General features: G+C 53.8%; 14 protein-coding genes. 6 read left to right on the forward strand and 8 right to left on the reverse strand.

What is annotated here, in order from left to right; translation table 11 throughout:
• Nucleotides 1–32: 32 nt before the first annotated feature.
• The 8 genes from BLP45_RS06865 to BLP45_RS06900 all read right to left on the reverse strand — a co-directional run bounded on the left by BLP45_RS06865 (nucleotide 33) and on the right by BLP45_RS06900 (nucleotide 7200).
• Entirely contained in the window at nucleotides 33–1106 is a 1074-nt protein-coding gene (locus tag BLP45_RS06865; protein ID WP_090371091.1) for a sulfate/molybdate ABC transporter ATP-binding protein, read from the reverse strand.
• Nucleotides 1096–1974, reverse strand: a complete 879-nt coding sequence (gene cysW, locus BLP45_RS06870; RefSeq protein WP_090371093.1) for a sulfate ABC transporter permease subunit CysW — start codon at nucleotides 1972–1974, stop codon at nucleotides 1096–1098. The genes BLP45_RS06865 and cysW overlap by 11 nt, the downstream gene beginning before the upstream one ends.
• Nucleotides 1975–1984: 10 nt before the next feature.
• Nucleotides 1985–2815, reverse strand: a complete 831-nt coding sequence (gene cysT, locus BLP45_RS06875) for a sulfate ABC transporter permease subunit CysT (RefSeq protein WP_176754689.1) — start codon at nucleotides 2813–2815, stop codon at nucleotides 1985–1987.
• 87 nt (nucleotides 2816–2902) lie between these two features.
• Complete coding sequence (locus BLP45_RS06880) at nucleotides 2903–3676, reverse strand: EAL domain-containing protein (protein ID WP_090371097.1); 774 nt, start codon at nucleotides 3674–3676, stop codon at nucleotides 2903–2905.
• Nucleotides 3677–3758: 82 nt separating this feature from the next.
• Nucleotides 3759–4067: a DUF2325 domain-containing protein gene (locus BLP45_RS06885; RefSeq protein ID WP_090371099.1), complete on the reverse strand. Its 309-nt coding sequence runs from the start codon at nucleotides 4065–4067 to the stop codon at nucleotides 3759–3761.
• Between the two features lie 46 nt (nucleotides 4068–4113).
• Nucleotides 4114–5103, reverse strand: coding sequence for a sulfate ABC transporter substrate-binding protein (locus BLP45_RS06890; RefSeq protein ID WP_218117964.1), 990 nt, complete (start codon nucleotides 5101–5103; stop codon nucleotides 4114–4116).
• A 50-nt stretch (nucleotides 5104–5153) separates the two neighbouring features.
• Complete coding sequence (locus BLP45_RS06895) at nucleotides 5154–6851, reverse strand: alginate export family protein (protein ID WP_090371103.1); 1698 nt, start codon at nucleotides 6849–6851, stop codon at nucleotides 5154–5156.
• 121 nt (nucleotides 6852–6972) lie between these two features.
• Nucleotides 6973–7200, reverse strand: coding sequence for a YezD family protein (locus BLP45_RS06900; protein ID WP_256327734.1), 228 nt, complete (start codon nucleotides 7198–7200; stop codon nucleotides 6973–6975).
• A gap of 278 nt (nucleotides 7201–7478) precedes the next feature.
• On the opposite strand from BLP45_RS06900, the gene ttcA reads away from it, so the two are divergent.
• From ttcA to lpdA, 6 genes are all read left to right on the forward strand, one after another.
• The gene (gene ttcA, locus BLP45_RS06905) at nucleotides 7479–8372 is read left to right on the forward strand and encodes a tRNA 2-thiocytidine(32) synthetase TtcA (protein WP_090371105.1); all 894 of its coding nucleotides are present in this window, start codon (nucleotides 7479–7481) and stop codon (nucleotides 8370–8372) included.
• A 145-nt stretch (nucleotides 8373–8517) separates the two neighbouring features.
• On the forward strand, nucleotides 8518–11118 hold the full coding sequence (gene leuS, locus BLP45_RS06910; RefSeq protein ID WP_090371107.1) for a leucine--tRNA ligase: 2601 nt from the start codon (nucleotides 8518–8520) through the stop codon (nucleotides 11116–11118).
• Nucleotides 11119–11150: 32 nt separating this feature from the next.
• Nucleotides 11151–11654 carry an LPS-assembly lipoprotein LptE gene (gene lptE / locus BLP45_RS06915; RefSeq protein WP_090371109.1) on the forward strand — a complete coding sequence of 168 codons (504 nt, stop codon included), beginning with the start codon at nucleotides 11151–11153 and terminating at the stop codon, nucleotides 11652–11654.
• A 78-nt stretch (nucleotides 11655–11732) separates the two neighbouring features.
• Nucleotides 11733–12782 carry a DNA polymerase III subunit delta gene (holA, locus tag BLP45_RS06920; protein WP_090371112.1) on the forward strand — a complete coding sequence of 350 codons (1050 nt, stop codon included), beginning with the start codon at nucleotides 11733–11735 and terminating at the stop codon, nucleotides 12780–12782.
• Between the two features lie 94 nt (nucleotides 12783–12876).
• A complete protein-coding gene (locus BLP45_RS06925) occupies nucleotides 12877–14142 on the forward strand; it encodes a glutamate-5-semialdehyde dehydrogenase (protein ID WP_090371114.1) in 1266 nt (421 codons plus the stop codon).
• A gap of 44 nt (nucleotides 14143–14186) precedes the next feature.
• The gene (gene lpdA / locus BLP45_RS06930) at nucleotides 14187–16007 is read left to right on the forward strand and encodes a dihydrolipoyl dehydrogenase (RefSeq protein WP_090371116.1); all 1821 of its coding nucleotides are present in this window, start codon (nucleotides 14187–14189) and stop codon (nucleotides 16005–16007) included.
• Nucleotides 16008–16160: the final 153 nt, after the last annotated feature.

Below are 16160 nucleotides of genomic sequence, written 5' to 3' on the forward strand. Positions count from 1 at the left end.
ACCGAATAAGTGATGAAAAGTGATGGACTAGATCAGTGTATTTGAGTGGGGAACAGATCAAAGCGGGAAGGTTTGATGAAGACCTGATCTCCTCGTACCAACCGTAATTCTCGGAAGCGCTCCTTACTGATTTCAACTTGTATTGGCTCCTTGTCGTTGCTGTCGTCCCGAATCAATTCAAGACGTACCACGGGGCCAATCGAGAGAATGTGGAATACATGGGCCGAAAGCGCGCCGCTGCCATGTATCACCCGGTCAATGTGGATATCGTGAGGGCGGACATATGCGACGGCTCCGACGTCCTCGGCTTCAGTGTGCTCAGGTGCATCAACTTCAATACCGTCTATCCAGGCCCGCCCCTGGTGCAATCGGCCATGGAACAAATTTACCTTGCCGAGAAATTCATAAACGAACGGGCTGGCCGGCTGTTCGTATACTTCGTCCGGCGTGCCAATTTGCTCAATGCGGCCTTCATTCATGACGACTACCCGGTCTGCTACTTCCAGGGCTTCTTCCTGATCATGAGTAACGAAAACGCTTGTAATCTGCATGTCGTCATGAAGTCGCCGCAACCAGGAACGCAGTTCTTTGCGTACTTTTGCGTCAAGCGCGCCGAAAGGCTCGTCCAGTAGCAAGACCTTTGGCTCCACCGCCAACGCCCGTGCCAAAGCTACACGCTGACGCTGGCCTCCGGAGAGCTGATGCGGATGACGATCGGCCAGCCAGTCCATCTGTACCAGCTTCAGCAAATTGTGTACGCGATCGCGAATTTCCGTATCGGCAGGGCGCATGCTTTTTGGACGCACCCGCAATCCGAATGCGACGTTCTCGAAAATCGTCATATTGCGAAACAGCGCATAGTGCTGGAATACAAAACCGACCTGTCGATCGCGCACATGGTGCTTTGTTGCATCTTCGCCTTGAAACAGCACCTGGCCAGCGTCTGCTGCTTCGAGTCCGGCGATTACGCGCAGTAAAGTTGTTTTGCCGGAACCCGAAGGGCCGAGCAGCGCAAGCAACTCGCCTGAATGCACTTCCAGGCTGACATCGCGCAGCGCAGCGAAACTCCCGAATTGCTTGGAAAGATTCCGTACTTCAATGCTCATCGGCATTCTCCTGGTACTGCTTATTTCTGGATTCAACGAACGTCTTCAGCGCGAGGGTCACTAAAGCAAGTAGTGCCAGCAGTGATGCTACCGCGAATGCAGCGGCGAAGTTATATTCGTTGTAGAGGATCTCGACATGAAGCGGCAGGGTGTTGGTACTGCCGCGGATGTGCCCTGATACCACTGAAACCGCACCGAATTCGCCCATTGCACGCGCATTGCAAAGGATGGTGCCGTAAAGCAGGCCCCACTTGACATTCGGGAGTGTAACGCGGAAAAAGGTCTGCCAGCCGTTAGCACCCAGTACCACGGCTGCTTCCTCTTCCTCGGTGCCCTGCGCCTGCATCAGTGGAATCAGCTCTCGGGCGATAAACGGCACGGTCACGAAAATAGTGGCGAGCACAATACCGGGTACCGCGAATATGATCTTGATATCGTTTTCCGCCAGCCACGGGCCGAGCCACCCCTGTAAGCCGAAGATAAGCACATAGATTAACCCTGAAACAACCGGGGACACCGAGAACGGAAGGTCGATCAGTGTAATGAGCAGGTTCTTGCCGCGGAACTCAAACTTGGCGATAGCCCATGCGGCCGCTATGCCGAATATCAGGTTAAGCGGCACTGCGATCGCCGCAACAGTCAGGGTAAGCTGGATTGCCGCTACTGCGTCCGGCTCGGTAATGGCGGCCAGGTAGACATCCACGCCCTTCTTTAGCGCCTCATAGAAGACCGAGATCAGGGGCACAAAGAGGAACAATGTCAGAAAGGCGAGCGCCAGCCCGATCAAAGTCCGGCGTACCCAGGCAGGCTCATCCGTGCCCACTGTCCGGCGTATACGGGAGGGGACCGGAATAGCAATAGCTGTCATGAAAACGTCCTCATATCGCCGCGCTTCGACGGCTCCACCATTGCAGCAAATTGATGATCAGCAGCATCACAAATGAAATCACCAGCATCACGACCGCCAGTGCAGTGGCGCCGGTATAGTCGTATTGCTCAAGTTTGGTAATAATCAGAAGCGGTGTTATCTCGGAAATCATGGGCATGTTCCCGGCGATAAAAATAACCGACCCATACTCGCCAATCGCGCGTGCGAACGCCAGTGCGAAACCAGTCATCAACGCTGGAAAAAGGGTGGGGAAAATCACCCGAGAGAACGTTTGCAATCGGGTCGCGCCTAGGGTAGCCGCCGCTTCCTCCAGTTCCGACTCGATGTCTTCTAGCACTGGCTGTACCGTACGCACGACAAACGGTAAACCGATAAAAGTCAATGCAACAAAAACGCCGACCGGCGTGAAGGCGATTTTGATGCCGAGCGGCTCAAAAAATTGGCCGATCCAGCCATTGCCGGCATAGAGCGCGGTTAGCGCAATGCCGGCGACCGCCGTCGGCAGCGCAAATGGAAGATCCACCAGCGCATCCACCAGTCGCTTGCCCGGAAAATGATAGCGTACCAGCACCCAGGCCACCAGAAGTCCGAATATGGCATTGAGCAGGGCAGCCGCAAACGAGGCACCAAATGTCAGCCGATACGATGCCACTACACGCGGCGTCGTTACCACAGCCCAGAACTCGGGCCACGTAAGCGCGGAGGTGCGGATAAACGCGGCCGATAGTGGGATTAGCACAATCAGGCTCAGATAAACCAGGGTGAATCCAAGTGCCAGATTGAATCCCGGCAACACGCTATGTTGTTTGAATGAATGCAATTTTCTCATCCTATTACCCAAATTTTGTCGCACTGACTATTCATGCGCGTGGCGGTGCTGTTCCAGGGGTCATAAGTCTCATCTGTTTCAAGCAAGCATGGGGGCCGGCCCACCCAAGAAACGCCCCTGCAGTAAATCAGCGCCGGCGCGAACTGACGCATCCAGCTGCTGGCTGGTTTCGATATCTCGCACTAATAGGGCGGCGCCGAAGCGATGTACGGTATCCAGTAGTGGCAGTGCATGGTTATATTGCAACAATGCAGACGCATCCAGCCGGACAATGTCCGGATACAGAGCGCCAAGCTCAGCCATCCAGGTGCCACTTGCCCCGTTGGGGTGCGCGGAGATCCGATATCCGCGCGAGCGATAGTTGCTGATTACACGCTTGAGCAGCCTCGCGTCACGATTCACCTCGAGGGGCATTTCGATGACTACGCGAGAAGTAGCTACTTCAATGAGATTGAGGACCTTTTCGAACGCGCGGCCATGATCGTCCTTGACGCTTTCCAACAGGCGTGGCTGTACGCTGACAAAGAGATTGCCCTGCCCCGAGACAGCGCCGAAGTAATTGATCGCATGCACCGTGCGGCATAGACGATCGAGGCTGACCAGTAGCGTATCGTTCGATGCCAAAGTGAAAATACTCCAAGGGGACAATATGTTCTTATCACCTGATTCAGAACGAACGTAAGCAGCATGTCCAATGACATTGCGCCGGCTTCCATCAAAGACCGGTTGGAAGACACTCGATAGTCGGCTGTTAAGGAAATGCCCGACTATCCAGCCATCTTCAGATCGCTGTAACTGATCATCGGTTGCCTGAACACGCGTCAGTGCATCGTGCGCCTTTCTTGCGTTCATCCCTGTCCTTTCTTTCGTTTATTACGATAGTGGGAGCCATCGGCAAACTGTGTCAGGTCCATATACCCCGAACCGGACCGCATCATCGCAGCCGGTGACAGGGAAGCCTGCTCAATTCCATGCTTTCCAGTTTTCGGCGTAGCTCATGCGTCGAACCGCGGCAGAATACCAGCGGCACACCATTCTTATTCGCCTGTTGCTTCAACGCATTCGCTACGCTGTGGCTAACAAAATCGTAAAGTATGACCACCAGTCTGGCGCTGTTTGGAATCGGGCGCTTGGCAAATCGTGGCTGCCGACCGTCCCAGTGTTCGACGCGCCGCAAGCCGTACGCGAGGAGCTCTCGCTTCAATGTCTGGGTGTAATCTCCTCCTACGATTAATGCAGTCACGCTAGCTCCTGAAATGATGTGGTCGTGCCCACGCGTCGAAAAAAAGTTACTTCTGATAAATCTGATCAAACGTTCCGCCATCCGAAAAGTGAACCTTGTGTGCCTTTTTCCAGCCACCGAATGCTTCATCGATTGTGAAAAGCGTAATGGCAGGAAATTGACCGGCATATTTCGCAGCAATCTTGCTATTGGTAGGCCGATAGAAATTCTTTGCAGCGATTTCCTGACCTTCCTCCGAATATAGATACTGTAGATAGGCGACGGCGAGATCGCGCGTACCCTTCTTGTCCACCACTTTGTCCACCACCGCGACCGGCGGTTCCGCGAGAATGCTAAGCGATGGCACGACGATCTCGAACTTCCCAGGCCCAAGCTCCTTGATTGCCAGGAAAGCCTCGTTCTCCCAAGAGATGAATACGTCACCAACACCACGCTCTACAAAGGTCGTGGTCGAGCCGCGTGCACCGGAATCGAGTACTGGAACATTCTTGTAGATGTCGGCGACAAATTCTTTTGCCCTGGCTTCACCGAAGTTACGCTTGCCAAATTCCCATGCCGCCAGGTAATTCCATTGCGCACCACCGGAAGTTTTTGGATTGGGGGTGATCACAGCCACGCCGGGTCTGGCAAGATCGTTCCAGTCCTTAATCCCCTTGGGATTGCCCTTCCGCACCAGGAAAATAATAGTCGAGGTATAAGGCGTGCTGTTACGCACCAATCGCTTCTGCCAGTCTTCCGGAAGCAGTTTGGCCTGCTCCGCGATGGCATTAATATCATGGGCCAGCGCAAGCGTCACCACATCCGCCTCAAGACCGTCGATGACGGATCGGGCCTGTTTGCCAGAACCGCCGTGGGATTGCTTGACGGCTACTTTCTCATCGGCCTTTGCCTGCCACTGTTTTATGAATGACTCATTGAACTCCTGGTAAAGCTCCCGCGTTGGATCATAGGAGACATTGAGTAAAGTCCTGCCCGCGAAAGTGTTACCACTGATTAATAAACTTGCGAGCAGGACTGTTGGCAGCCATGTTTTGATTTTCACGATTTTTCCTTTAAAGAGATATTGAGTAACTCTGTTCAAGATTGTTAAAAGGCGCTTATTAACACTTCGACGTAAAAAAAGTCGGTGTTGCCTGAGCGCTGCGCGATATGGTCAGGGTGTGCCGCTATTACATTTTTTACAAAGTCGCCTGCGGTGAAATGGGTGTACCCCACCGTGGTATTAATCCGTGACGTGACCTGATAGCGTAAGCGCATTTCCAACGCGCTCCCCACCTCGTCACCGCTTCTCCCGGTTCTATCCCGGTTGAAACCCGGATCCCTGACGACGCTGATATTGCCGTCGAAGGAGTCAAAGAGACGATCTGTGCTGCTGGCCAGCCAGAACCAGCTGTAGCCTGCTTCCAGTCCCAGTTTTTGAGTCGGCTGAATGTCAAACCTGATTTTGGGGGCCTTGATATTCTCATAAATAACGTAATGATCCGCCGACCAGGGCCGTGCAAAACCGAAAAAACGGTCAAAACGATTATTCACATTGTCGTTGGGATTACGGTCACCGGTAGCGTATCCATAAAATGCGCTCACACGGGGTTTCCAGGCGTAGTTAAAGTTTCGCCCTATTTCGATGGTGTAACCATAAGCATCAAACCGTTCGGCACCCTGGGTGCCGAACTGATAGCTGAAATTGACGTCGTAATCCAGCAGATTTCCAATCTTGCCATAGCCACGCAGCGACGGCATGTGAATTTCCCGGTCGAGGCGGTTTGTTGCCGTATGGCCATTGGGATCAGCGGTTTGCTTTTGACCCATGTAGTAAGGTTGCAACGTAATGATGTCCGACCACTTGCGCCAATGGCCAATCGCACCATAAAACCACAAGTGTTCGTTGCCCTGGTCAAACCTGGTTTGCAGACGTTTGACTGGCTGCATACCAAACAAATCGACTTCCCAGTCATTGGCTTCCCGGCCCAGGTTCAGGCGGAAGCCTTCGAAGCTATTGGTGGTATTGCGCCATTCGTTGCGCGCGATGAAACGCCGGTCTAGCGTTTCATAGGCCATACGCCCTACCCGGAATCTAAGTGGCCGGTTCTGCTTGCGATCGTCTTCACCCAGCGCGTTTTCAAAATATAATTCGCCGTACCCCTGGATCAGGTCATGCGGGTTGTTTTCCTGATCAGTTGTGGGAAAACGGTTGTTGTAAACCCGGGAGTCCTGAAACTCTACGGCAAAACGGAACGGGTCGAGGATTTCCCTTATTCCCAGGTATGCGCGGGAGCGTAGGAAAAAGGGGTTGTCGAATCCGCCTTCAACACGCCGAATGTCATCACGGCGCATTTCATAGCGGGTACGAAATTCCAAACCAATATCCAGCCAGGTGATATCCTTGAATGCCTCAATACCGATTTGGCTCAGATTGCGCACGTATCTTGGGGGATCGGAATCTGGATTCGTCGCATAGCTGTTGGCACGGCGGTGATAGCTCGTGGTTGTTTTTGCTGCTCCTTTGGCAGCAGGTCGTTCCCACCAGTCGTACTCGCGATCCGAGTACAGATCTTGTCTAGGAACAGGTGGAGCGGCAGGTTTGATCGCCCATTTGAAATTCTCGTTTGCCGATTTGACGGGCTTTTTATTTGCAGCCGATGCTTCGGCTTGGCTTATCTGCTGCGCTGTTGGTTGGATTAGCAAAGATTTCTCCGATGGCGTGCGGTTCACCTCCGCGTGAACGAAATTCAGCGGCAATAAGCCGATTACAGAAGCAAGTGTCATTCCCCAGTAAAAGTTCATGCTCTTTCCCGAATCGCCCCTCCGTTGTTTCGGTCAGGTGTCGATGATTTGTTTGTCGCACCTCCAGTTTATGGTCGGTGTTCTTTATGCAGAGTGCCGGGTTCATCGCGGCAGTTCTCATTCACGGCATTACATCTCTTCGGAGAGGCTCGTTGCGATCGACCCTGATTTTCCTTCGGCACTCGATCTGTACAACTTTACCGTCGTGAATCACCACCTCGACCGAGCCATACTCAATATCGGCAATCGCACACAGGATCTGTCGGCTGATTGCTGCCGGTATCCGCTTGCCATCATGTTCCGGTGTCATTTTTTCTTTCAAGTCCACGATACCGGGGAGAATGGCCATTTCTATTTTCCGAGATTGAACAGCCCACGAGAAGGAAGGTTAACGGCAATTCCTTATAATTAAAACTAATAACATTTCATTTGCTTATCTATTTTTTTTATATGCTGCCCTGGTTTCTAAGCTTCGCCTTGAGAATTGATAATCAATTCCACAGTTTCTCGAAGTAGGCTGTCCAAATTGCATCCGATCTGGGAAAATGTAAACTCCGTCGAGTCGCACCTTAGTGATTCGAGTCCTTGGCTGCGCGATGCTTTATTTTTTAAGTCAAGAGGTGGGTAATGGAAGTCGTAACGAGAAAAGAACAACGTGATATGAATAAACTGCACAAGCGGTTGAGGCGTCTTGTCGGCGCGGCCATTGCCGATTTCAATATGATCGAGGCGGGGGACCGGGTGATGGTGTGCCTCTCGGGTGGCAAGGATAGCTATGCGCTGCTCGATATCCTGCGCAATCTACAGGCTCATGCGCCACTACCGTTCGAACTGATTGCCGTGAATCTGGACCAGAAGCAGCCCGGTTTTCCCGAGCATGTCTTGCCGGGTTACCTCACGAGCAGGGATATACCTTTCCGCATTGTCGAACAGGATACCTACAGCGTGGTGAAGCGCGTCATTGCAGAAGGCAAGACGACTTGCAGCCTCTGCTCGCGCTTGCGCCGCGGCGTACTCTACCGCGTAGCGGGAGAGCTGGGTGCGACCAAGATCGCGCTGGGACACCACCGTGACGATATTCTTGAAACGCTGTTTCTCAACCTGTTTTACGGCGGCAAGTTAAAGACCATGCCGCCAAAGCTGGTAAGCGATGATGGCAGGCACATCGTGATTCGTCCGCTCGCGTATTGCAAGGAGAAGGACTTGGCAACCTACGCCGAGATTGAGGATTTTCCGATTATTCCCTGTAATCTGTGTGGTTCTCAAAAAAATCTTCAACGCCAGGCGGTGAAGGAAATGATGCAACAGTGGGACAAGAAATTTCCCGGCAGGCTGGAGACGATGTTTACGGCGCTGCAGAACGTACAGCCTTCGCACCTGGCGGATCCTGCGCTCTACGATTTCCGGGGACTCAAATCTGGAAACGGGCCTGTCCCCGACGGCGACAAGGCATTTGACCAGGAAACATTCGAGCCTGGCGTGGCAGAAGTCTTGAGTTTGAGCAAAGGCCTGAATTCGTAGCCACTTCAGCTTTGCCTCCATGAGCTAAAGCAACTCATCCGAAATCGCAGTAAATAAGGCATTCAATTTTCAGTTCCCCACTCCGCGAGAATGCTCGCTCCCTGCGGTATAATCTAGCTTTTCATGGGCAGCGAAGCGGAGTTTTATGCAGGAAAAATATAATCCGCAGCAAATCGAGCAGGAAGCCCAGCGCCATTGGGAGGTGAGTGCTGCCTTCAGGGCCATCGAGCTACCCGGCAAGCCGAAATATTATTGCTTGTCGATGTTTCCATATCCGTCGGGCAAGCTGCACATGGGGCATGTGCGTAACTATACTATCGGCGACGTGCTGTCGCGCTATCACCGCATGCAGGGTTATAACGTGCTGCAGCCCATGGGGTGGGATGCTTTCGGCCTGCCCGCGGAGAACGCGGCGATACAAAACAACGTCCCTCCCGCGCAATGGACTTACGACAACATTGCATACATGCGCAAACAGCTGCAGAGCCTGGGGCTGGCCATTGACTGGAGCCGCGAGCTTGCTACCTGCACGCCGGATTATTACCGCTGGAATCAGTGGCTGTTTTTGCGAATGCTGGAAAAAGGATTGGCTTACAAAACGACCGGAACGGTTAACTGGGACCCCGCTGATCAGACGGTACTTGCCAACGAGCAGGTAATAGACGGGCGCGGGTGGCGCACGGGGGCACTAGTGGAAAAGCGCGAAATCCCCATGTATTACATGAAGATCACCGCCTATGCCGACGAACTCCTGGAAACATTGAATATCCTGCCTGGCTGGCCGGAGCGGGTAAAGACGATGCAGATCAACTGGATCGGCAAGAGTTTTGGCATCGACGTTATTTTTCCCGCTGATGCCAGCTCCGGCATGCCGCAAGCACTGAAGGTATATACCACCCGTGCCGACACGCTGCTGGGCGTTACCTACGTGGCTGTAGGGGCTGAACATCCGGTGGCGCTATATGCGGCAAAAAGCAATCCAAAACTCGCTGAATTCATTGAAGAGTGCAGACACGGCGCCATAATGGAAGCTGAGTTTGCGAGTCAGGAAAAGAAAGGCATGAATACGGGACTGTTTGTCATCCATCCGCTGACCGAAGCAAAGCTGCCGGTGTGGATCGCTAATTACGTGCTGACGGGCTACGGTGAAGGGGCGGTGATGGCCGTCCCCGCCCATGACGAACGCGATTTTGAGTTTGCAACAAAGTATTCGCTGCCGATCAAGCCAGTGATCAAACCGGGTGATGTTAAGCTGACCATGCCCCTGACGCAGGCTTATGTGGAGCATGGTGTCACCTTTGATTCAGGTGAATTCTCCGGCCTTGAATTTCAGGCGGCGGTGGACGCCATCGCGGTAGCGCTGAAACAGAAAGCATTGGGCGAGAAACGCGTGCATTACCGGCTGCGGGACTGGGGCATTTCCCGCCAACGTTACTGGGGCTGCCCGATTCCCCTGATTCATTGTGACACATGCGGAGTGGTCCCGGTACCGGATGACCAGCTCCCCGTGGTGCTTCCAGAGGACCTCGTGCCGGATGGCGCCGGCAATCCGCTGGCGAAAACGCCGTCATTTTACGAGTGTCAGTGCCCTGACTGCGGCAAGCCCGCACGGCGGGAAACGGATACCATGGATACTTTCGTCGATTCTTCCTGGTATTACATTCGCTATGCCTGTGCTGGCCAGGAAGAGGCCATGACTGACGAGCGCGTGGACTATTGGCTGCCTGTCGATCAATATATCGGCGGTATAGAACATGCCATTCTGCATCTGCTCTATTCTCGCTTCTGGAGCAAGGTCATGCGTGATCTCGGCTTGGTAAAGTTCGATGAACCATTTGCCAATCTGCTGACCCAAGGTATGGTGCTGAATGAGATCATGTTTCGCAAGACTGAAACCGGGCGCTTGACCTACTTCAATCCGGCAGATGTAGAAATTCAAATCGACGAGCAAGGCAGGCGCATCGGCGCGAGACTGCGGGCGGATGCTCAACCAGTTGAATCGGGTGGCATGGGTACCATGTCCAAATCCAGGAACAATGGCGTTGACCCGCAAAAACTGGTGGAACAATATGGTGCGGATACCGCGCGCTTGTTCATGATGTTTGCCAGTCCTCCGGAGCAGACCCTTGAATGGGTGGATACCGGCATGGATGGCGCGTTCCGTTTTCTGAAACGGTTGTGGAAACAAGTGTACGAACATTTACAGCAAGGCGTGCCAGCACCGGGTCCAGCGCAAGGCAAAGAACTTGACTCTGAACATAGGGCCCTACGTTTTCAGTTGCATCAGACTATCGCCAAGGTGAGTGACGATCTGGGCAGACGGCACACCTTCAATACCGCCATTGCGGCGGTAATGGAGTTAATGAACGCTCTAGGAAAACTGCACGATCCGGGCCCGGAAGCACGCAATCTGATGCAGGAATCGCTGGAGAAAATCGTATTGCTGTTGTCGCCCATCGTGCCTCATGTCTGTCATGCATTATGGCGCGAACTCAAACCGGGGACCGAACTCCTCGACCAGCGGTGGCCGCAAGCCGATAGCACAGCGCTAGTGCAGGATGAAATTGAACTGGTAGTGCAAGTGAATGGCAAGCTGCGCAGCCAGATACGTGTTGCCAGAGATACCAAGCGTGAAGTGATTGAGCGCCTTGCGCTGGAAAGCGAACAGGTGCAGAAATTTATCGCCGGAAAGGCAGTGAAGAAGGTGGTACTGGTACCTGGCAGGCTGCTGAATATTGTCGTGTAAGAATATCAGATCCAAAACTTGAGGATTCAGTCATGAACAAAATCGTGTTAGTTGCATTCTGCTCCATGCTTGCTGCTTGTGGTTTCCAGTTACGGGGCCAGGCTTCGCTCCCGTTTGAAACCATTTACGTTTCTTTTCCGCAAGGGCACCCTATTGGGACAGACCTTAAACGCCTCATCAAAGCCGGTACCACCACCCGTGTTATTGATAATGCAAAAAAAGCACAAGCCACGCTGGAAATTATCAGCGTCATGAATGACAAACAGATCATGTCGGTGTCTGGAGGCGGTCGGGTGCGGGAATTCGAATTATTCTACCGCGTTTCTTTTCGCCTCATTGATGCCAAGGGAGTGGAACTCATCCCCACCAACGAGATCGCCTTGCGTCGCATTCTTCCTTTTACGGACGCGCAAGTCGTCGCGAAAGAGGGAGAGGAAGCGATGCTCGTCAGAGAAATGCAAAGCGACTCCGCAGATCAGATTTTGCGGCGGTTGGAAGCGGTGAAAATAGCGGAAACCAAGCCCAAGCCATCCTGACTCCGGCCGTCTCGTCCAGCTGCGGATTCAGATGATGGCCTCAAATGCCGTCATCGTTTGCTATAAATTCGTTTAACCATGCATATTAGCCCCGATCACCTATCCCGGCATCTTCAGCAACAGCTTGCCCCGCTCTACACCGTATTTGGCGACGAGTTGTTGCTCACGTTCGAGGCTGCCGATTTAATTCGGGCCAGGGCACGCGAGGCTGCGTACATCGAGCGCGAGATTTTCACGATCGATCATCACTTCAACTGGGCGGACTTGCAACAGCGCAGCAGCAACCTGTCCCTGTTCGGCGAACGGCGTGTAATGGATATCCGCATCCCATCCGGCAAACCGGGAAATCAAGGCAGTGCAGCGATAGAAGAATATTGCCGTTCACTGCCACCCGATACTGTTACGCTCGTTACTTTGCCTAAAATCGACAAACAAGGCTCAGCGACAAAATGGTTCAAGGCGCTTGAACAAGCGGGAGCAATGATTCCGGTTTCTCCTGTGGAACGCACGCGTCTGCCTGCGTGGATCGGTCTCCGTCTCGGCATGCAGAGACAAGAAGCCTCCCCCGATACCTTGCAATTCCTTGCAGACAAGGTGGAGGGCAATTTGCTGGCGGCCCATCAGGAACTCAAGAAACTTGCCCTGCTTTACCCGGCGGGCGCGTTATCTTTTGACCAAGTAAAAGATGCGGTACTGGATGTTGCCCGTTACGACGTTTTCAAGTTATCAAATGCGATGATGGCCGGGGATACAGTTCGTTACACCCGTATATTGGAAGGCCTGCAAGGCGAGGGCACCGCGTTGCCGTTTATTGTCGTCACACTCGCCGGGCATATTCGCGCGCTGATCACCATTCGTAAAGGACTGGATTCAGGCAAGCCGCTCATGCAACTGTTCAAGCAATCCAGAGTGTGGAGTGACCAGCAGAAAGCAATGGAAGGCGCGGCCCGGCGCCTCGGTCCCCAGCAGTTGATACAGGCTTTGCTGCATGTTGCGAGAATAGACAGGATCAGCAAAGGTGTCGCGGAGGGTGATGCCTGGGATGAATTGCTGCAACTGGGGCTACGATTTGCGATATGTAAGCAAGGGCCTTCGTTGGGCAATAGGCGGGCGACGGCAGCACAATGAAGCCTGTCATGTGCCTGTCTTAAATTGTATTCACAGCCCCATATCAGCGATAAAATCTTCTCATCCATCATTTTTGCGTAAATGGAGTTGTGATATGGACATTATAGATATCAAGACTTACATGCAGTCGGTGGGACGCGAGGCCCGTACTGCATCGCGCCTGATCGCCAAGGCCGAAACCGCCGTCAAAAATCAGGCACTCACTACCATGGCGATGGCTATCAAGCGCGACGAGCAGAAATTGCTGGCCGCCAATGCCGCGGACGTGAAAAGCGCGAAGGCCAGAGGGCTGGATTCTGCCTTGATTGACCGTTTAACAGTGACTTCCAAAGGCGTTGCCGGCATGGCGGAAGGCCTGCTTCAAATCGCCGCCCTGGCTGATCCGGTCGGTGAAGTCAGCGACCTGAATTACCGCCCTGCCGGCATACAGGTGGGGAAAATGCGCGTACCGCTCGGCGTGGTCGGCATTATTTACGAAGCGCGCCCCAACGTTACTGCGGACGCCGCCGGGTTATGCCTGAAATCGGGTAATGCGGCGATCCTGCGCGGGGGATCGGAAGCGATTCACAGTAACCAGGCTATCGCGGCTTGCGTGAAAGAGGGGCTGAACGCTGCCGGTCTGCCGGAAACTGCGATACAAGTGATCGAAACCACCGACCGCGCCGCTGTGGGTGAGCTCATTACCATGAAAGAGTTCGTCGACGTCATCGTGCCCCGCGGCGGCAAGGGACTGATCGAGCGTATCTCCAGCGAGGCGCGTATCCCCGTCATCAAGCATCTGCACGGCGTATGCCATGTTTATATAGACGAGGGAGCCGATCTGGGAAAGGCCATTTGCATCGCCGACAACGCCAAGACGCAGCGCTATGGCACCTGCAATACCATGGAAACCCTGTTGGTGCATGAGGGGATTGCCAGGGAAGTGCTGCCTCCGCTATGTAAAATCTATTTTGACAAAGGCGTGGAACTGCGCGGTGACATGGCTTCCCGTGCCATCGTCGCACAAATGAATGAAGCCACGGAAGAAGACTGGCATACCGAATATCTCGCGCCGATCTTGAGCGTTCGAGTGGTAAGCGGACTTGACCAAGCCATTGAACACATCGCGATTTATGGTTCACAACACACCGATTCGATTGTTACCGAGGACTACAGCCGCGCCCGCCGCTTTCTGCGTGAGGTCGATTCAAGTTCGGTCATGGTGAACGCGTCCACTCGCTTTGCCGACGGGTTCGAGTATGGTCTCGGTGCGGAGATCGGGATCTCCACTGACAAAATTCATGCCCGTGGCCCGGTGGGACTGGAAGGATTGACCAGCCAGAAATTCATTGTGCTCGGCGATGGACACATCAGGCAATAGGCGTTTCAAGCAGCGGAAGCTCAGTTTCCCAAAATAAGGTTGTCATGACACAGCTTATCGAAATCAAGATTCCCGATATCGGCGACTTCAAGCACGTTCCCGTTATCGAATTGCTGGTGAAGCCGGGCGATACGGTGGAAAAGGAAACACCGCTTCTTACGCTGGAGACCGATAAGGCAACGATGGATGTTCCCGCGCCTCAAGCTGGCGTTGTGAAGGAGATCAAGGTCAAGATCGGCGACATGGTCTCGGAAGGGACGACTATCCTTCTACTGGAAGCAGCGGCTGAATCGGCGGAGCCAACTTCACCGGCTGAAATGCCTGCTCCGTCATCCGGTTCCGCTGCGGAGAAGATCGAGTTGCCGCAGAATTCAACTGCGGGAGTGAGTCCAGAATCTGCTCCGGCCAGCTCTTCCCCGGATGTTCCACGTGGCGATATTCATGCCGATATAGTGGTGCTTGGAGCGGGCCCGGGAGGCTACACAGCTGCATTCCGCGCCGCGGATCTCGGCAGGAAAGTCGTGTTAATCGAGCGTTACTCCGCGCTAGGCGGCGTCTGCCTCAATGTCGGCTGCATTCCATCCAAGGCGCTGCTGCATATAGCGAAAGTCGTTACCGAAGCGGAAGAAATGGAGCGCCAGGGGATTGTTTTCGGCAAGCCTGCCATAGAACTCGACAAGCTGCGGGCCTGGAAGGAATCCATCATCGGCAAACTCACCAAGGGGCTGACAGGGCTGGCGAAGCAGCGCAAGGTGCAGGTAGTGCAAGGACATGGCAGGTTTACCTCTCCCAACATGATCCAGGTGGAAACACGCGAGGGCGTGAAAACTTTGTCATTCGAGCATTGCATCATCGCTGCGGGTTCAAGCGCGGCGCGCATTCCGGGTTTTCCTTATGACGATCCGCGACTCATGGATTCAACTGGCGCACTGAAGCTGGAGGATATTCCCAAGCGCATGCTGATCATTGGCGGGGGCATCATCGGCCTGGAAATGGCGACGGTTTACGACGCGCTGGGTTGCAAAATCAGCGTGGTGGAGTTGATGGATCAATTGATCCCCGGCGCGGACGCGGACCTTATCAAGCCACTGCATCGGCGCATCCAGAAACGCTATGAGGCAATCTATCTGAAAACCAGAGTCATCCGGATCGAGGCGCAAGAGAGTGGTTTGAGCGTGACATTCGAAAGCGCGTCCAATACCGCGCCGGCACCCGAACCGCAAATCTACGACCGCATTCTGATGGCGGTGGGACGCCGCCCCAACGGGCGGGATATCGGCGCGGAAAAAGCCGGCGTTAAGGTGGACGAACACGGCTTCATTCCCGTGAATAAACAGCTCCGTACCAACGTGCCGCATATTTTTGCCATCGGCGATATTTGCGGCGAACCCATGCTTGCGCACAAGGCCTCGCACGAAGGCAAGCTTGCGGCGGAAATTATCGCGGGTGGAGAACACGCAAAAGGCGCCGCGTTCGACGCCCGCGCCATTCCTTCGGTGGCCTACACCGATCCGGAAATTGCCTGGATGGGTTTAACCGAGACCGAAGCCGGTAAGGAAGGCATCGATTACGAGAAAGCGGTATTTCCCTGGGCTGCGAGTGGCCGCGCGCTCGCAATGGCCCGCGACGAAGGCTTGACCAAATTGCTGCTGGACAAAAAGACTCGGCGTATCCTCGGTGCGGGGATTGTAGGTGTCAATGCCGGTGAACTGATCGGTGAAACGGTGCTGAGCCTGGAAATGGGCGCGGATATGGAAGACATTGGATTGACTATTCACCCGCACCCGACTTTGTCTGAAACGATCTTTTTTGCTGCCGAAATGGCGGAAGGATCGATTACCGATCTTTACATGCCGAAGAAATGAGGGTTAATAGTCCCCAGTGATATGACAGCCCGTGTCAGAGACATAGTGACTTCTCGTTATTCCGCGAAACCTGGCTTGTCCCTGATTGTTCCTGCAATTGCTCGTCAGCACGATAGCGATGGGAGCATCTAACCCCGACATTCCATGACTCCT

Origin of the sequence: Nitrosospira sp. Nl5, from assembly GCF_900102495.1 — a bacterium.
In the GTDB taxonomy this organism is placed as follows: Bacteria; Pseudomonadota; Gammaproteobacteria; order Burkholderiales; family Nitrosomonadaceae; genus Nitrosospira.